This window comes from Parasphingomonas puruogangriensis, assembly GCF_036663635.1.
Lineage (GTDB): Bacteria > Pseudomonadota > Alphaproteobacteria > Sphingomonadales > Sphingomonadaceae > Sphingomonas.
Genome location: NZ_JAXOJI010000003.1, coordinates 26,382 through 43,128, shown reverse-complemented (window position 1 = coordinate 43,128; position 16,747 = coordinate 26,382). Strand labels below are relative to the sequence as shown.

Here is a 16,747-nt window from a genome sequence, read left to right as displayed (position 1 = left end):
TCTCGCGACGCAGCAAATCGCATGATAATCCGTACACTATGAGCAGGGTCGCGAGTTTGGACATGGCGCAGCAGGCCGGCGCGCGGTTTACCACCGCGGAGTTCCTTCGCATGTATGAGGCTGGTGCCTTTGACGACATGAACGTGGAACTTGTGGAGGGGGAGCTCCAGCGCATGAATCGCCCAATGAGCAGCCATGGCTGGCGGCAGTCGCGATTGTCGGCACTGTTATGGGCCGCCGTCGCTGAGACGACCTTACAAGTGTTCAGCGATACCGGGATCGATTTGGGCCGCGATACCGTCCGCGGGTTCGATGTCGGCATCGTGCTGGCGCTTCCCGACACCAACCGCTTGTTGCGCGCCGAGGAAATCGTCCTGGCGATCGAAATTGCGGAAAGCTCGATCGTTCGCGATCTCGGGCCAAAACGCAACGATTATGCCGCCGCTGACATACCCAATTATTGGGTGGTCGATGGCGACCGGTCGGTGGTGCACGTCTTCGCCGATCCCATCGGCGGTCAGTACGCCGCCGCGCACACCGTGCGGTTCGGCGATCCGCTTGCCGTGCCCGGTACAAATCAGATCATCGTCATCGTCTGACGACGCGCCGATCGCCGTCCGTCAGGCTTTGGGCTGCACTTCACGCAGGCCCTGCCAGTCGGGATCCGGCACTGCTTCCAGTTCGATCGGATACAGTGCATGGCCGGTGAAGGCCGCGCTGAAGCGCGCTTCGAAATCCTCCGCATCGGCGGCGTAGAAGCGCCATTGCCGCGCGTCGTTGCCGGTGATCGCCGCCGCTTCGGTCGCCCAATCCTCTTCGTCGAGCGCGCCGAACAGCACCTCCTCGAAGCCCTCCATGCGATCATAGATGGCACGCGACGGCATGCCGGCGGTCGCTTCGCCGTCATAGGCCCAGGTGATCGTCACCAGCACCGGGCGCGCCTGGCGCTGCTCGACCAGCGGCACGCGAGCCAGCGCGCGAATGATCGTGTTGTTGCCGCCCGCTTTGCCTTGCGCGAGCGTCCAATCGGCAGCGTTGCGCTTGGGCATCAGGCGGCCCGGCGCAGTTCCAGCCGGCTCCAGATTTCGACCAGCGCGCCGGTCAGCTCGCGCATCATCGCTTCGGTATGCGCGGGGCCGGGCGTGAAGCGCAGCCGCTCCGTGCCGCGTGGCACGGTCGGGTAATTGATCGGCTGGACGTACACACCGTATTCGGCAAGCAGGACATCGCTGATCTTCTTCGCCTTGACGGGATCGCCGACCATCAGCGGCACGATATGCGTGGTCGAATCCATCACCGGCAGCCCGGCCTCGGCAAACATGCTCTTCAGCATCGCCGCCGCCGCCTGCTGCCCGTCACGTTCTTCGCTCGAGGCCTTGAGGTGGCGGATGCTGGCCAGCGCGCCGGCGACCAGCACTGGCGACAGGCTGGTGGTGAAGATAAAGCCCGGCGCATAGCTGCGGATCACGTCGATGATCGTCTGGTCGGCGCTGATATAGCCGCCCATCACGCCGATCGCCTTGCCCAGCGTGCCTTCGATGATCGTCAGCCGCTCGGCGACACCGTCGCGCTCGGAAATGCCGCCGCCGCGCGTGCCGTACATGCCGACGGCATGGACTTCGTCGAGATAGGTCAGCGCATTATACTGATCGGCGAGATCGCAGATCGCCGCGATCGGCGCGACGTCCCCGTCCATCGAATAGACGCTTTCGAAGGCGATCAGCTTCGGCGCGGCGGGATCGGCGGCGGCGAGCAGTTCCTCGAGATGCGCGACGTCGTTGTGGCGGAAGACGTGCTTCTCGCAGCCGGAATTGCGGATGCCCGCAATCATCGAGGCGTGGTTGAGTTCATCGGAGAAGATGATGCAGCCGGGCAGGACCTTGGCCAAAGTTGCCAACGTTGCCTCATTGGAGACGTAGCCGCTGGTGAACAACAAGGCCCCTTCCTTGCCGTGGAGATCGGCAAGTTCGGCTTCGAGATCAACGTGATAGTGGGTGTTTCCACCGATGTTGCGGGTGCCGCCCGAACCGGCGCCGACATCGTGCAGCGCCTCTTCCATCGCCGCGATCACATCGGGATGTTGCCCCATGGCGAGATAGTCGTTCGAGCACCATACGGTGATCGGCTTGGGGCCGTTATGCCCAGCAAAACAGCGCGCGTTGGGGAACGCGCCCTTGTTGCGCAGGATATCGATGAACACGCGATAGCGGCCCTCGACATGCAGGCGATCGATCGCCTGGGTGAAAATGCGCGAATAGTCGACTCCGCGCACGGCCTTGAGGTCCGCGTTCATGGCCAGCGCCCTAACCCGCCAGCGGCAAGATTTCCAGCGATTTCCCAGCGATTCCAAGGAACCATACTTGTCCCAAATCAAGTGCCGAATCGGGGCGGATCTGCTATGCCGAGTCCATCGTGGACGATCGCTGTCAAAGCAGGTCCACGACCGAGAGAGGGTTCGCGGTCCCGCTTTGCAGCCAGGGAAAATCCAGTGACCAACCGTCCGAGGAACGACGCTACCGGGACCAGCTATTTCGCCCGCCGCGAGGCGCAGGAACGGGCGCTGTTAGCCCGTGTGACCGATCCCGCGGCGCGCATCGCGCATCAGGAATTGGCCCGGCGCTATGCCGAACTGAGCCGCGAACCGGAACCGGCCTAAAGCGACTCGAGCCGATCGATGCCGAATCGCGCCAGTGCGGGCGTCAGCGCAGCGCTATCGGCATCGCTGCGGGTAAACACGGCAATGCCCTGCCCCGCTTCGCCCGGCCATGTCTGATCCGTCGTCAAATACGCGACTCGGCGCGCGATGCCGGCACTGCCATCGACGAACCGCACGCCGGCCGGCGCCGCGGCAGCGAGCTCGTCGGCGACCAGCGGGAAATGCGTGCAGGCGTTGACGATCGTGTCGATCCGCTCGCCGCCCGCTTGCCCGAACAGCCCGTCCAGGATCGCGGCGTAACGCGCCGGATCGGTGGCATGGCCGTGCAATTTGGCCTCGGCCAGCCGCACCAGTTCGGCCGAGCCATGCCGCAGCACCAGGCAATCGCCGGCGAAGCGGGCGGCGAGATCGTCGACATAAGGCTGGCGCACCGTCGCGTCGGTGCCGAGCACGCCGATCACCCGGCTGCGGCTGATTTCCCCGGCCGGCTTGATCGCGGGCACGGTGCCGACCACCGGCAGATCGAGCGCCGCACGAACATCGGCCAAAGCGATGGTCGAGGCAGTGTTGCAGGCGATCACGATCAGCCGCGGGCGATAGCGTTCGGCGAGCCGGCCGAGCAAGGCAGGGACACGAACGGCGATCTCGGCTTCGCTCTTGGTGCCGTAGGGGAAACCGGCGGAATCGGCGGCGTAGACGAACGGCGCGGTCGGCAGCAGCGCCCGAGTCGCGCCAAGCACGGAGAGGCCGCCGACGCCGGAATCGAAGAACAGGATCGGGCGGGTGTCCATTGCCGGGCTATGTAGAGAGTGGAGCGAAAGTGCCAAGCGAAACCCTCTCCCGCTCGCGGGAGAGGGCCAGAGCGACAGATCGTTGGCACTGCACGCCGCTGTCGGCTATAGGCGAACATAACGGGGCCATGGGGATGAACTTGCACACCGAAACACTTTGGATCGCGCCCGTTGCGGCCATCGTGCTGGGCTATCTGCTCGGCTCGATCCCGTTCGGGGTGATTCTCACCCGGCTGGGCGGCGCGGGCGATCTGCGCACGATCGGTTCGGGCAATATCGGCGCGACCAACGTGCTGCGCACCGGGCGCAAGGGGCTAGCGGCGGCGACCTTGCTGCTCGATGGCGCCAAGGGCTGGGCGGCGGTGCTGCTCAGCGCGTGGCTGTTCCCCGGCACCGCAATGTTCGCTGCAGCGGCGGCGTTCGTCGGCCATCTCTATCCCGTGTGGCTCAAGTTTCACGGCGGCAAGGGCGTGGCGACCCTGATGGGCATCCTGCTGGCGCTGCACTGGCCGTGCGCGCTGGTCTATGCGGTGGTCTGGCTGGGGTTGCTGGCGACGTTGCGCATCTCCTCCGTGGCGGGCATCGCGGCGGCGATCAGCGCGCCGGTCAGCGCGGCCTATTTTGCCCGGTTCGACATGGTCTTCCTGCTGCTCGCTTTGGGCCTGCTCGTGCTGTGGAAGCATCGCGAGAATATCGAGCGGTTGTTCGCCGGCACCGAACCACGGCTCGGGCGCAAGCATGGCTGAGGCGGGCCCGATCGCGCGCTTGCGGTTGATCCGTACGGCGCAGATCGGCCCGATCACCTATCGTCAATTGATCCGGCGCTTCGGCGACGCCGCGGCCGCGATCGAGGCGCTGCCGGGGCTCGCGCAGCGCGGCGGCGGGCGGGCGCCGCAGGTGGCGGACGCCGGGCTGGCCGAGCGCGAACTGGCCAAGGTGGCCAGATTGGGCGGGCGCCACCTGTTCATCGACGATCCCGCTTATCCACCGTTGCTGGCCGAACTCGACGATGCGCCGCCGGCATTGACGCTGCGCGGGCAGGCGGCGTTGCTGCAGCGCACCGCCGTGGCCATGGTCGGAGCACGCAACGCCTCCGCCGCGGCATGTCGGTTCGCACGGCAACTGGCCTATCAGCTGGCCGAGGACGGCATTGCCGTGGTCTCCGGCCTAGCCCGCGGCGTGGATACCGCGGCGCATGTCGGGGCCTTGGCGGGCGGCACGATCGGGGTGATCGCCGGTGGGCTGGACGTGGCCTATCCGCCGGAGAATGCCGAGCTGCAGGAACGCATCGCCAGCGAAGGGCTGCTGATCGCCGAACAACCGCCGGGCATCGAGCCGCGCGCGCGCCACTTTCCCTATCGCAACCGCATCATCGCCGGGCTGGCGGTGGGCACGGTGGTGGTGGAGGCAGCGCCGCGATCCGGCTCGCTGATCACCGCGCGGCTGGCCGGCGAAGCGGGGCGCGAGGTGATGGCGGTGCCGGGATCGCCGCTCGACCCGCGTGCGCAAGGCTGTAACGGGCTGATCCGCGAGGGCGCGACCCTGATCCAATCGGCCGCCGACGTGCTGGAAACGATCCGCCCGATCGACACGCGCATGGTGCGCGCGCCCGGCGTGGGGTTTGACGGCGCCCGGCCCGAAGACGCCAGCGACGGAGAGCGGCGCGACCTGCTGTCGCTGCTCGGCCCGGTGCCGGTCGCGGTGGACGAGCTGATCCGCCAATCCGGCCTGGCCCCGGCGATCGTGCAGACCGTGCTGCTCGAACTGGAACTGGCCGGGCGGTTGGAGCGGCATGCCGGCGGGCGCGTCGCGCTCGGCGGCGCGAGCACGCTTTACCCTGGGCTGCGAGCAGACTAGCGAGCGCCGACCCGCGCCGGGAGCGGGAGGACGGATCGACCGGCGCTTGACGCGGCCCGATTCCGCTCTCCATCCTCGCGCGTACACGTGAAGGACGTTTTCTCCCCATGCAGCTTGTCATCGTCGAATCGCCCGCCAAGGCCAAGACCATCGAGAAATATCTCGGTTCGGATTACCGCGTGCTGGCCTCCTACGGCCATGTCCGCGACCTGCCGCCCAAGGACGGTTCGGTCAATCCCGACGCAGGCTTCGCGATGGAATGGGAAAATTACGCCGATAAATCGAAGCAGCTGAAGGCGATCACCGATCTCGCCAAGACCGCCGATCGCCTGATCCTGGCGACCGATCCGGATCGCGAGGGCGAGGCGATCAGCTGGCATGTGCAGGAAGTGCTGCGCGCGCGGAAGGCGCTGCCCAAGGACGTCCAGCGCGTCACCTTCAACGCCATCACCAAGGCGACGGTGACCGAGGCGATGAAGCATCCGCGCGAATTGGACGACGATCTGATCGACGCTTATCGGGCGCGCCGCGCGCTCGATTATCTCGTCGGCTTCACGCTCTCGCCGGTGCTGTGGCGCAAGCTGCCCGGCGCCAAATCGGCGGGCCGCGTGCAATCGGTGTCGCTGCGCCTGATCGTCAGCCGCGAGCGCGAGATCGAGGCCTTCCGCGCGCAGGAATATTGGTCGGTGATCGCCGATCTCGAGCAGGACGGCACGCCGTTCCAGGCGCGCCTGGTGACGTTCGAGGGCAAGAAGCTCGACCGCCTGTCGATCGGCGAGGAAGGCACGGCGTTGCGCGCCAAGGCCGCCGTCGAGGAAGGCCGGTTCAGCGTTCAGACGGTCGAGACCAAGCCCGCCTCGCGCAACCCGCCGCCGCCTTTCACCACCTCGACCCTGCAGCAAGAGGCCTCGCGGAAACTCGGTTTCTCGGCCGATCACACGATGCGCATCGCGCAGGGGCTCTACGAGGACGGCTCGATCACCTATATGCGCACCGACGGCGTGCAGATGGATTCGAGCGCCATCTCCGCCGCGCGGCTTGCCGTCGCCAATCGCTACGACGCGAGCTACGTGCCGGACAAGCCACGCGTCTACACCACCAAGGCCAAGAATGCGCAGGAAGCGCATGAGGCGATCCGCCCGACCGATTTCGGCAAGGACAAGGTCGGCGCCGGCGATTTCGCGCGGCTGTACGACCTGATCTGGAAGCGCGCTTTGGCCAGCCAGATGGCCAGCGCACGGATGGAGCGGACCACGGTCGAGCTGCTCGATGGCAGCGGGCATACGGGCTTGCGCGCGACCGGCCAGGTGGTGTTGTTCCCGGGCTATCTGGCATTGTACGAAGAGGGCAGCGACGACAGCCAGGACGAGGATGCCAAGCGCCTGCCGCGGCTGCGCGAGGGCGACGCGCCGGCCAAGAAGGCGGTTCATGCCGAGCAGCATTTCACCCAGCCGCCGCCGCGTTTTTCCGAGGCCAGCCTGGTCAAGCGCATGGAAGAGCTCGGCATCGGCCGGCCGTCGACCTATGCCTCGATCATCAAGACGCTGAAGGACCGCGCCTATGTCCGCGTGGAGAAGAACCGCTTCTTCGCCGAGGAGAGCGGCCGGCTGGTGACCGCGTTTCTTGAGCGCTTCTTCGAGAAATATGTCGGCTATGACTTTACCGCCGGGCTCGAGGACGAGCTTGACGAAGTGTCAGGCGGGCGCGCCGAGTGGCAGGCCGTGCTGGCGGCGTTCTGGCAGGATTTCAAACCGCGCACCACCGAAGTGATGGAGCAGAAGCCGTCGGAAGTGACGGCCGAGCTCGACATCTTTCTCGAGCCGTATCTGTTCCCGGCGCAGGCCGATGGCGGCGATGCGCGGCTCTGCCCGAATTGCGGCGAGGGCCGGTTGGCGCTGCGCGGCGGCAAGTTCGGCGCGTTCGTCGCATGCTCCAACTATCCCGAATGCAAATATACAAGGCGCTTCGGCCAGCCGGGCGGCGAGGACGGCGCCGATAGCGGGCCGGAGACGTTGGGCAACGATCCCGAGACCGGCTTGCCGGTCGAGCGCAAATCGGGGCGGTTCGGGCCGTATATCCAGCTCGGCGAGGGTAAGGAGGCCAAGCGCGCCTCGATCCCCAAGGATCTGCCCGGCGAGCTCGATCTGGAATGGGCGCTCAAGCTGCTGGCGCTGCCGCGCACCGTCGGCACGCATCCCGAAAGCGGCGAGCCGATCACCGCGTCGATCGGGCGCTACGGGCCCTATCTTGCGCATGCCGGCAAATATGCCCGGCTGACCTCGACTGCGGATGTGTTCGAGACGGGCATGAATGCTGCCGTGGTCAAATTGGCCGAAGCGGCGGCCGGTGGCGGGCGGCCGCAGCGGGGCGCGCAGGCGCCGCTCAAGGTGCTGGGCAATCATCCCGGCAGCGAAGCGGAGATCAAGCTGATGGAAGGGCGCTACGGCGCCTATGTCACCGATGGCGAGACCAATGCGACCCTGCCCAAATCGATCGAGAAGGATGCGCTGACGCTGGAAGAAGCGGTCCAACTGATCGACGCGCGCGCTGCGGCGGCGCCGGCGAAGAAAAAGAAGAAGGCCCCGGCCAAGAAGGCGGCGGTGAAGAAGGCCGCGCCTAAAGCGGCCGATGGCGCAGCGCCGGCGAAGAAAGTGGCGGCCAAGAAGCCGGCGGTAAAGAAGGCGGTGGCAGCGGAATAGGTGGTAGCTCTCATTCCTCCCCCCAAAGGGGGAGGGGGACCACCCGGCTTCTTCAGCCGGGTGGTGGAGGGGTAGCCACGAGAGGTGCCTCGGCTTGCCTACCCCTCCACCATTTGCTGAAGAAGCAAATGGTCCCCCTCCCCCGTTGGGGGAGGAATAAGATTACGCCGCGCGCCGTTCCGTGCCGCGCATCCACGCCCGCGCCGCAGCCTGCGCCGCCGCAATCTCGCGCGCGCTCATATCCTCGGCAATTTCGGACCGGCACGCTTGGGCCTCTTCGCTGCCGGCGACGGCGGCGAGGTTGAACCATTTGTGCGCTTCGATCAGGTCGATATGCACCCCGGATGCGCCGCTCGAATAGGCCATGCCGAGATCGTAATAAGCGTCGATATTGCCCCGCGCGGCATCCGCCATGCGGCTGTCGATCAGGAACTGTGTGCTTTTCAGGCTGCTGCCCATGCCCTTAACCCCTGTTAACCATTCTTGTTGATCCGACCATGACAAGGCGGGATCAATAAATGGTTAACGGCGATTAGCCTTGTTCGACGGGCCCGACCGCGAGATTGTCGATCAGTCGCGTCAGGCCGAGCCGGGCGGCTGCGACCAGGCGGCGGGGGCGGGTTGCATCGGGCGCCGCCAGCGTCTCGGCATCGACCAGTTCGACATAGTCGATGGTGAAACCGGCGGCGAGCAGCGACTCGCGGGCGGCGGCCAGGGCGCTGTCGACATCGTCGCCCTTGTGGATCGCGCGGGCCGCGACGCCCAGCGCGCGCGGCAGGGCGACCGCCTTGGCCCGCTCGCTCTCGTCGAGATAGATGTTGCGTGAGGACAGCGCCAGCCCGTCATCCTCGCGCTGCGTCGGCACGCCGGTAATCTCGATTCCCATGTCGAGATCGGCGACCATGCGGCGGATCACGGCGAGCTGCTGGAAATCTTTTTCGCCGAAATAGGCGACGTCGGGGCGGACCTGGTTGAACAATTTGGTCACCACCGTCGCGACGCCGTCGAAATGGCCCGGGCGCGACTCGCCGTCGAGCCCGTCGCTGACGCCGGCGACCGAGACGTTGGTGGCGAAGCCGGCCGGGTACATGATCTCCACCGGCGGCATCCACAGCAGGTCGCAGCCCGCCTCGCTCAGCATCCTGGTGTCGGCCAGCTCCTTGCGCGGATAGCGGCTGAGATCCTCGTTCGGGCCGAATTGCTTGGGATTGACGAAGATCGACGCCACCACGCGCGTGCCTGGGCGCTTGGCCGCCTCGATCAACGCGATATGCCCGGCGTGCAGCGCGCCCATCGTGGGGACCAGCGCGATGCGACTGCCGTCGCGGCGGAGATCGGCGATCCCGCTGCGGAGCAGTTCGAGCTGACGGATGGTTTGCACGCGGGGATGGCCTTCGGTAAAGGATCGGTCGGGCCTTCTATGGGGGGCATCTCAACCAAGCAACCAGAGGAATGTTTGCGACGTGTCTACGGTTGCGCAAAAGCCACACATCATCGTCTTCGCCAACGAAAAGGGCGGCACGGGCAAATCGACCACTGCGGTGCACGTGGCGATCGCGCTGCAGGCCCGCGGCGCCCGCGTCGCAGCGTTCGATCTCGATCATCGCCAGCGCACTATGGGGCGCTACCTCGACAATCGCGCCGAGACGCAGAAGCGCACCGGGCGCGAACTGCCGATCCCGCGCCACGCTACGCATGACGGCGAGACGCTCGAGCGCTTCGAGGACGTGTTCGCCTCGCTGTCCGAGGGTGCCGACTTCCTGGTGATCGACACGCCGGGCCGCGACGACCGCTTCGCGCGGCTCGCCGCCGAGCGCGGCGACACGTTGGTCACCCCGATGAACGACAGTTTCGTCGATTTCGACCTGATCGGCCAGGTCGATCCCGATACCTACAAGGTGACACGGCCGAGCTTCTATGCCGAACTGATCTGGGACGCGCGCAAGACCCGCGCCAAGACCGATGGTTCGACGATCGACTGGGTCGTGCTCAGAAACCGCGTTCAGCATATCGAGGCGCGCAACATGCGCCGCGTGTCCGAAGCGCTCGATCAGCTGTCCAAGCGGGTCGGCTTCCGCATCATTCCGGGCCTGGGCGAGCGGGTGATTTACCGCGAGCTGTTCCCCAAGGGGCTGACCATGCTCGACGCCGGCGAATTCGGCGGGATGGGGCTGAGCCATGTCGCCGCACGGCAAGAGCTGCGCGAGATGATGGCCGCGCTGGCGTTGCCCGAACCGACGCAGCACAACGCCAACCTGCCGCTGTTCGCCGCCTGATGTCGAAAATCCTCCTTGTCGCGTTGATCCTGTTGGCCGGCTGGCTGTTGCTGCGCCGCACGACCAAGACCGAGCGGCTGAACGAGACCGAGGCGCGCTCGATCCTGGGCGTCGGCGCCACCGCCGATGCGGAGGAAGTGCGCGCGGCGCATCGCCGGCTGGTCAGCGCGGTGCATCCCGACAAGGGCGGCTCCGCCGATCTCACCCGCCGGATCAACGCCGCACGGGATACGTTGCTCAAGCGGTAGTGCGTCCACGCCGTCAGTGAACCAATAGCCCGCTCGCCGATTAAGCCATCAGACCAAACCTTAGGAGCCCCGATGACGCACCGTTTCGATCCCACGTCCCTGCGTGAATACGACATCCGCGGCATCGTCGGCAAAACCCTGGGCACGGCCGACGCCACCGCGATCGGCCGCGGCTTCGCCACGCGCGTGCGCCGTGTCGGCGGCACGCGCGTGGCGGTCGGCTATGACGGGCGGCATTCGTCCAAGGATCTCGAAGCGGCGTTGGTCGCGGGGCTTACCGCCGGCGGCGTCGATGTGGTGCGGATCGGCATGGGGCCGACGCCGATGCTCTATTATGCCGAAGCGATCCTAGAAGTGGATGGCGGCATCCAGATAACCGGCAGCCACAATCCCGCCGAGTATAACGGCTTCAAGATGGTATTGCAGCACCTGCCGTTTTTCGGCGACGACATCCAGGATCTGGCGCGGCTGGCCGAAGCCGGCGACTGGGAAGAGGGCGAAGGCACGGTCAGCAGCGCCGATATCGAGGACGATTATGTCGGCCGCCTGCTTGCCGGCTATGCCGGTGGTACCTTCAAGATCGGCTGGGATGCCGGCAACGGCGCGTCCGGCCCGGTGATCGAGAAGCTCGTCAAGCTCCTGCCGGGTGAGCATCATCTGCTGTTCACCGATGTCGACGGCGATTTTCCCAACCATCATCCCGATCCTACCGAGGAAAAGAACCTCGCCGATCTCAAGCGTCTCGTCGCCGAGAAGCAGCTCGATTTCGGACTGGCTTTCGATGGCGATGGCGACCGGATCGGCGCGATCGACGGCCAGGGCCGGGTGATCTGGGGCGATCAGCTTCTGTCCATTCTGGCGGTACCGGTACTGAAGGAACTGCCCGGCGCGACGATCATCGCCGACGTCAAGGCGTCGCAGATGCTCTACGACCGTATCGCCGAACTCGGCGGCGAGCCGCTGATGTGGAAAACCGGCCACTCGCTGATCAAGACCAAGATGAAGGAAACGCACGCGCCGCTTGCGGGCGAGATGAGCGGCCACATCTTCTTCGCGCACGAATATTACGGCTTCGACGACGCGCAGTACGCTGCGGTGCGGCTGATCCGCGCGGTGCACATGATCGGCAAGTCGATGACCGAATTGCGCGGCGAGATGCCGGCGCTGGTCAACACGCCGGAAATGCGCTTCCAGGTCGATGAGAGCCGCAAGTTCGCGGTGATCGACGAAGTGCTCGAGCGGCTCGAAGCCTCCGGCGCCGACGTCAACCGCACTGACGGTGCGCGCGTCAACACGCCCGACGGCTGGTGGCTGCTGCGCGCCTCGAACACGCAGGATGTGCTGGTCGCCCGCGCCGAGGCCAAGGACCAGGCGGCGCTCGATCGGCTGCTGGCGATGATCGACGAGCAACTCGCAGCCAGTGGCCTGGTGCGCGGCGAACAGGCGGCGCATTGAGCTGATTCCCCTTCCCCGGCCGCCGCTGGGGAAGGATCGCTTTGCGACACATTGTGTCAGCACTTCTCGTTGCAGCGCACAAGCCGGCGGTCTAGGCGCAAGTCATGCCCGCGGCGTCCTATCAATCCTCGTCGAAGCGGCGCCGCACGATCGCGCTCGTCTTGGCCGTCGTCGCGCATCTGCTCGTCCTGATCGTGATGCTCACGATGGCGCCGAAATTTGTCCCCGAGGACAAGAGCGAACCCAAATCCTTCTCGATGTTCGACGTGCCCAAGCCGGTGCCGACCCCCGGCCCCAAGGCGGTCGAAGTCGAGAAGAAGAAGACCGCCAGTTCGAGCGGCGCGCCGGGCCGCGCGCCGGTACCGCAACCGGCCAAGGCGCCACCCGTCCCCCCTGCCCCGCCCACCCCGGTGCTGATCGGCGGGCGCGAACTGTTCCAGGCAGCGGACATCTCCAATCTGCCGCAGCGCGGCGGCGGCGAGAGCGGTGCGGCCAAGGGCAAGGATAGCGGATCGGTCTACGGCCCCGGCGAAGGCCCGGGCGGCGAGCGTATGTACGATGCCGAATGGGAACGCGAGCCAACCCGCGCGGAAATGGCCTTCTACATGCAGGGCGTGAACCAGCGCGAAGGCTATGGCCTCGTCGCGTGCCGCACGATCCCGGGCAACCGCGTGGAGAATTGCCGCTCGCTCGGGGAATCGCCGCTGGGTTCGGGCATTGCGCGTGCGATGCGCCAGGCGGCATGGCAGTTCCGCGTGCTGCCGCCGCGCATCGGCGGCCGGCCGGTGATCGGCGCCTGGGTGCGCATCCGCTTCGACATCATCGCCGGGGTGCCGACCAAGCGGGGTTGAGGGCGCCGATGAGGGGCTGGCATTTGGCAAGCGAAACCGCCACTTAAGGCAATGCCTCCACCGCAACCCTCGATCATCCGCGTCGTCGATCTCGAAACGACGGGCCAAGCGCCGCCCGCGCACGGCGTGTGCGAGATCGGCTGGCAGGATGTGGCGCTCGGGCCGGACGGGCGCTGGGAGTTGCACGGCGAAGGCGGGCAGCGTTACGTCAATCCCGGCCGGCCGATCCCGCCGATCACCCAGGCGATCCACCATATCCTCGACGAACAGGTCGCCGACGCGCCGTTCTGGCAGGACGTCGCGCGGCCCGTGCTCGATCCCTATCCGCGCCGCATCGCGCTGGCCGCGCACCGCGCCGATTTCGAACAGCAATATTGCACGCCAGCGTTGACCCGCGGCGCCGACTGGATCTGCACGTGGAAATGCGCGCTCCGCCTGTGGCCGGATTCGCCCAGCTTCTCCAACCAGGTGCTGCGCTATTGGCGCAAACCGCACGGCATCCAGCATGACCGCGGCCTGCCCGCACATCGCGCTTTCCCCGATGCCTATGTCACTGCCTTCCACCTGCGCGACATGCTCAACGAATCGAGCCTCAAGCAGTTGATCGAATGGTCGAACATTCCCGGCCTCTTGCCCCGCGTGCGCTTCGGCCCGGACCGCGGCAAGGCGTGGCAGGAGATAGACGATGATAGCCTGACCAAATTCCTCGGCGATCGCGATATCGATGTGCGCTACACCGCCGAGACCGAACTGGCGCGGCGCCGCGGCGGTGGGCTGGTCGGGCGGCAAAGCCCGCAAGGCAGCCTGTCCTGGGACGATTGATGTCGCTCAACATCGCCCCGCTGGCATTTGTCGTTGCCGATGCGTAACAGGCCGGCAATGGTGCCAACATTAGTAAGCCGCTTCGGCGTGCGCGAGAGTCTTGCCCGACAATTCCTGATCGTCTGCATGGTGCTGGGCTTCCTTGCGCTGATCGCCGCCGGCGTCGGCGCCGCCTGGCTTACCTCGCGCAATCAGGATCACACCCGTTGGGTCAATCACACCTATCAGGTGGAACTGGCGATCGGCGAAGTGAGCGTGCTGATCGAACGCGGTGAAACCAGCCGGCGCGGCTATCTGCTGACGCGGCAGCAACCCTATCTCGATACCTATCAAGACGTGTCGACCAAGATCGCACCGGCCTTCGATCGACTGCAACAACTGACCATCGACAATCCGACTCAACAGCTCGCGATTGCCGAGTTCAAGGCGAGATTTGCCGACCTCAAGGCGCGGCGTGACATGACGCTGGCCCTGGCGCGGTCGGGCCGCGTCGATCAGGCGCTGGCGGAATTCGCCACCGAATCGCTGCCTCGGCGGATGATGAAGCTGCGCGCCATCGCCGCGGCAATGCGCGATCGCGAGAAGCAGCTGCTGGTCACGCGCGATGCCGAACAGCAGGAAAATATCCGCTTGTTCTATATCACGCTGGCGCTGGCCGGCGTGTTCGTCGCGATGGCCGCGCTCGCCTCGCTGGCCACGATCCTGCGCTATACGCGCGATCTGGGCGCGTCGCGCGATGCGCTGCGCGATTTCGCCGACAGCCTGGAAGAACAGGTCGATGCGCGTACCGCCGATCTCAGCCGCGCCAATGACGAGATCCAGCGCTTCGCCTATATCGTCAGCCACGATCTGCGCAGCCCGCTGGTCAACGTGATGGGCTTCACCGCCGAACTGGACACCGCGACCGCGGCGATCAGCGAGCTGATCGACCGAGCCGAGCGCGACGCGCCGCAAATCGTTTCCGACGAGGCCCGGCTGGCCGCGCGCGAGGATCTGCCCGAGGCGATCGGCTTCATCCGCACCTCGACCCAGAAGATGGACCGGCTGATCAACGCGATCCTCAAATTGTCGCGCGAGGGGCGCCGCGTGCTGGCGCCAAGCTCGGTCGATATGGATCTGCTGGTCGATACGATCGGCCGCTCGCTGCAGCATCTGATCGACGATAAAGGCGCGACGCTCAGCATCGAGGGCACATTGCCCGATCTGGTCACCGATCGGCTGGCGATCGAACAGATCTTCTCCAATCTGATCGAAAACGCGGTCAAATATCTCCAGCCCGGCCGGCCCGGGTTGATCGTCGTGCGCGGGCAGCGCACCGGAGCCCGCGTCAGCTTCGAAATCGAGGATAACGGGCGCGGCATCGGGCCGGCCGATCACACCCGCGTGTTCGATCTGTTCCGCCGCGCGGGTAATCAGGATCAGCCCGGCGAAGGGATCGGGCTCGCGCATGTCCGCGCATTGGCCTATCGGCTGGGCGGCGTCATCGACGTCAGCTCGGAACTGGGCAAGGGCGCGACGTTTCGGCTAAACCTGCCGGTAACGCTTCACGAACTAGAGGGTAAGCCATGACCGACCATCGTTCCGTCAGTATCGTGATGATCGAGGATGACGAAGGCCATGCCCGTCTGATCGAGAAGAATATCCGTCGCGCCGGGATCATGAACGAGATCACCCATTTCACAGACGGCACCAGCGCGCTGGATTATCTGTTCCATCACAGCGACGGCCCGGCGCTCAACGGTCCCGCCTTGGTGCTGCTCGATCTCAACCTGCCCGACATGAGCGGCACGGATATCCTGGCCAAGATCAAGAGCGAGCCCTCGCTCAAGCGTACGCCGGTCGTCGTGCTCACCACCACCGACGACAAGGTCGAGATCCAGCGCTGCTACGATCTGGGCTGCAACGTCTACATCACCAAGCCGGTCAATTACGAAAGCTTCGCCCAGGCGATCCGCCAGCTCGGCCTGTTCCTCTCGGTCATCCAGGTGCCCGATCTCGAGGGCCAGGGGTGAACCAGCCGCGCGTTCTGTATATCGACGACGATGCGGGGCTGCGCCGGTTGGCGGCGAAGTCGCTCGCCCGACGTGGCTATGCGGTAACGCTGGCCGAGGGCGGTGTGCAGGGCTGCGCGCTGGCCGCGGCCGAACCGTTCGATCTGATCGCGGTCGACCATTACATGCCGGGAATGGATGGGTTGGAGACGCTCGCGCAACTGCGCACGCTGCCCGCGATCCCACCGGTCGTCTACGTTACCGGATCCGAGGAAGGCCGTATCGCGGTCGCCGCGCTCAAGGCCGGCGCCGCCGATTATGTCGTCAAGACAGTCGGGGAGGACTTCTTCGATCTGCTGGCCAGCGCGTTCGAACAGGTGATCGCGCGCGCCGTGCTCGAACGCGACAAGGCCGCGGCGGAGGAGCAGTTGCGCGCCAGCAATGCGCGGCTCGCCGCCTTGCTCAGCGAAGTGAATCACCGGGTCGCCAACAGCCTGCAATTGGTCTCGGCGATGGTCGGCATGCAGGCCGGCGTGCTCGCCGACGGCGCGGCACGCGATGCACTGGCCGATACGCAGCGCCGCATCGCCGCGATCGCGCAGGTCCATCGCCGGCTCTACACGTCGAACCAGGTCGAGAATGTCGACATGCAGGAATATCTCGGCGCGTTGGTCGCCGAACTCGGCGAGACCTGGTCGACGCCCGATGCCCCGCGCACCCTGTCGCTCAGCGCCGAGCCGATCCGCCTCAATACCGATCGCGCCGTGTCGCTCGGCGTGATCGTCACCGAACTGGTCAGCAACGCCTGCAAATATGCCTATCCCGCGCGCGGCGGCGAAGTGCGCGTGGCGCTCAACCAGGATGGCGACGGGCATTTCGTGCTCGCGGTGGAGGATGACGGCATCGGCATGGTGCCCGGCGCAGTGCCGCGCGGCACCGGCCTTGGCACCAAGCTGATCCGCGCGATGGCGCAGAGCCTGCAGTCGATCGTCGAATATGATTCCGGGCATAACGGCGTCCGTGCCGTGCTGCGGGCGGCGCTCTAGGCGCCTCTCGCCCCGGACGGGCTGGGTACCTATGCCCTTAGGTATCTCTTCGCTG

General features: G+C 66.1%; 18 protein-coding genes. 13 read left to right on the top strand and 5 right to left on the bottom strand.

Translation table 11 applies throughout. From position 1 onward, the window contains the following. The first annotated feature begins 62 nt into the window (after positions 1-62). Positions 63-599 carry a Uma2 family endonuclease gene (locus U1739_RS08845; protein WP_332706759.1) on the top strand — a complete coding sequence of 179 codons (537 nt, stop codon included), beginning with the start codon at positions 63-65 and terminating at the stop codon, positions 597-599. Between the two features lie 21 nt (positions 600-620). Here the strand turns inward: U1739_RS08845 and U1739_RS08840 are convergent, their stop codons facing one another. After that, positions 621-1,049 carry a DUF695 domain-containing protein gene (locus U1739_RS08840; RefSeq protein WP_332706757.1) on the bottom strand — a complete coding sequence of 143 codons (429 nt, stop codon included), beginning with the start codon at positions 1,047-1,049 and terminating at the stop codon, positions 621-623. After that, positions 1,049-2,293: a 5-aminolevulinate synthase gene (hemA, locus tag U1739_RS08835; RefSeq protein WP_332706754.1), complete on the bottom strand. Its 1,245-nt coding sequence runs from the start codon at positions 2,291-2,293 to the stop codon at positions 1,049-1,051. Before hemA ends, U1739_RS08840 begins: the two co-directional genes overlap by 1 nt. Before the next feature lie 195 nt (positions 2,294-2,488). Between hemA and U1739_RS08830 the strand changes: the two genes are divergently transcribed. After that, positions 2,489-2,656 (top strand): hypothetical protein, encoded by a 168-nt coding sequence (locus U1739_RS08830; RefSeq protein ID WP_332706751.1) that lies wholly within the window; start codon positions 2,489-2,491, stop codon positions 2,654-2,656. Here the strand turns inward: U1739_RS08830 and murI are convergent. Next, on the bottom strand, positions 2,653-3,447 hold the full coding sequence (gene murI, locus U1739_RS08825) for a glutamate racemase (RefSeq protein WP_332706748.1): 795 nt from the start codon (positions 3,445-3,447) through the stop codon (positions 2,653-2,655). The genes U1739_RS08830 and murI overlap by 4 nt on opposite strands. A gap of 128 nt (positions 3,448-3,575) precedes the next feature. Between murI and plsY the strand changes: the two genes are divergently transcribed. From plsY to topA, 3 genes are all read left to right on the top strand, one after another. Then, positions 3,576-4,193: a glycerol-3-phosphate 1-O-acyltransferase PlsY gene (plsY, locus tag U1739_RS08820; RefSeq protein ID WP_443025525.1), complete on the top strand. Its 618-nt coding sequence runs from the start codon at positions 3,576-3,578 to the stop codon at positions 4,191-4,193. After that, positions 4,186-5,304, top strand: a complete 1,119-nt coding sequence (gene dprA / locus U1739_RS08815; protein ID WP_332706742.1) for a DNA-processing protein DprA — start codon at positions 4,186-4,188, stop codon at positions 5,302-5,304. Before plsY ends, dprA begins: the two co-directional genes overlap by 8 nt. Before the next feature lie 107 nt (positions 5,305-5,411). Beyond that, positions 5,412-8,003 (top strand): type I DNA topoisomerase, encoded by a 2,592-nt coding sequence (gene topA, locus U1739_RS08810; RefSeq protein ID WP_332706739.1) that lies wholly within the window; start codon positions 5,412-5,414, stop codon positions 8,001-8,003. Positions 8,004-8,165: 162 nt separating this feature from the next. Here topA and U1739_RS08805 read toward each other — a convergent pair whose 3' ends face one another. Both U1739_RS08805 and panC read right to left on the bottom strand, forming a co-directional pair. Then, positions 8,166-8,462: a hypothetical protein gene (locus U1739_RS08805; RefSeq protein WP_332706736.1), complete on the bottom strand. Its 297-nt coding sequence runs from the start codon at positions 8,460-8,462 to the stop codon at positions 8,166-8,168. 73 nt (positions 8,463-8,535) lie between these two features. Continuing rightward, on the bottom strand, positions 8,536-9,384 hold the full coding sequence (gene panC / locus U1739_RS08800; protein ID WP_332706733.1) for a pantoate--beta-alanine ligase: 849 nt from the start codon (positions 9,382-9,384) through the stop codon (positions 8,536-8,538). 82 nt (positions 9,385-9,466) lie between these two features. Between panC and U1739_RS08795 the strand changes: the two genes are divergently transcribed. The 8 genes from U1739_RS08795 to U1739_RS08760 all read left to right on the top strand — a co-directional run bounded on the left by U1739_RS08795 (position 9,467) and on the right by U1739_RS08760 (position 16,692). Next, positions 9,467-10,279: a division plane positioning ATPase MipZ gene (locus U1739_RS08795; protein ID WP_332706730.1), complete on the top strand. Its 813-nt coding sequence runs from the start codon at positions 9,467-9,469 to the stop codon at positions 10,277-10,279. Beyond that, the gene (locus U1739_RS08790) at positions 10,279-10,527 is read left to right on the top strand and encodes a DnaJ domain-containing protein (RefSeq protein ID WP_332706727.1); all 249 of its coding nucleotides are present in this window, start codon (positions 10,279-10,281) and stop codon (positions 10,525-10,527) included. Before U1739_RS08795 ends, U1739_RS08790 begins: the two co-directional genes overlap by 1 nt. Before the next feature lie 72 nt (positions 10,528-10,599). Continuing rightward, positions 10,600-11,982, top strand: coding sequence for a phosphoglucomutase/phosphomannomutase PgmG (pgmG, locus tag U1739_RS08785; protein ID WP_332706723.1), 1,383 nt, complete (start codon positions 10,600-10,602; stop codon positions 11,980-11,982). Positions 11,983-12,086: 104 nt separating this feature from the next. Beyond that, positions 12,087-12,833 (top strand): hypothetical protein, encoded by a 747-nt coding sequence (locus U1739_RS08780; RefSeq protein WP_332706720.1) that lies wholly within the window; start codon positions 12,087-12,089, stop codon positions 12,831-12,833. 51 nt (positions 12,834-12,884) lie between these two features. Further along, complete coding sequence (locus tag U1739_RS08775) at positions 12,885-13,655, top strand: 3'-5' exonuclease (RefSeq protein ID WP_332706717.1); 771 nt, start codon at positions 12,885-12,887, stop codon at positions 13,653-13,655. 57 nt (positions 13,656-13,712) lie between these two features. Next, positions 13,713-15,224, top strand: a complete 1,512-nt coding sequence (locus tag U1739_RS08770) for a sensor histidine kinase (protein WP_332706714.1) — start codon at positions 13,713-13,715, stop codon at positions 15,222-15,224. After that, positions 15,221-15,667 carry a response regulator gene (locus U1739_RS08765; RefSeq protein WP_332706711.1) on the top strand — a complete coding sequence of 149 codons (447 nt, stop codon included), beginning with the start codon at positions 15,221-15,223 and terminating at the stop codon, positions 15,665-15,667. Before U1739_RS08770 ends, U1739_RS08765 begins: the two co-directional genes overlap by 4 nt. Continuing rightward, positions 15,664-16,692, top strand: coding sequence for a sensor histidine kinase (locus U1739_RS08760; protein ID WP_332706709.1), 1,029 nt, complete (start codon positions 15,664-15,666; stop codon positions 16,690-16,692). The genes U1739_RS08765 and U1739_RS08760 overlap by 4 nt, the downstream gene beginning before the upstream one ends. Positions 16,693-16,747: the final 55 nt, after the last annotated feature.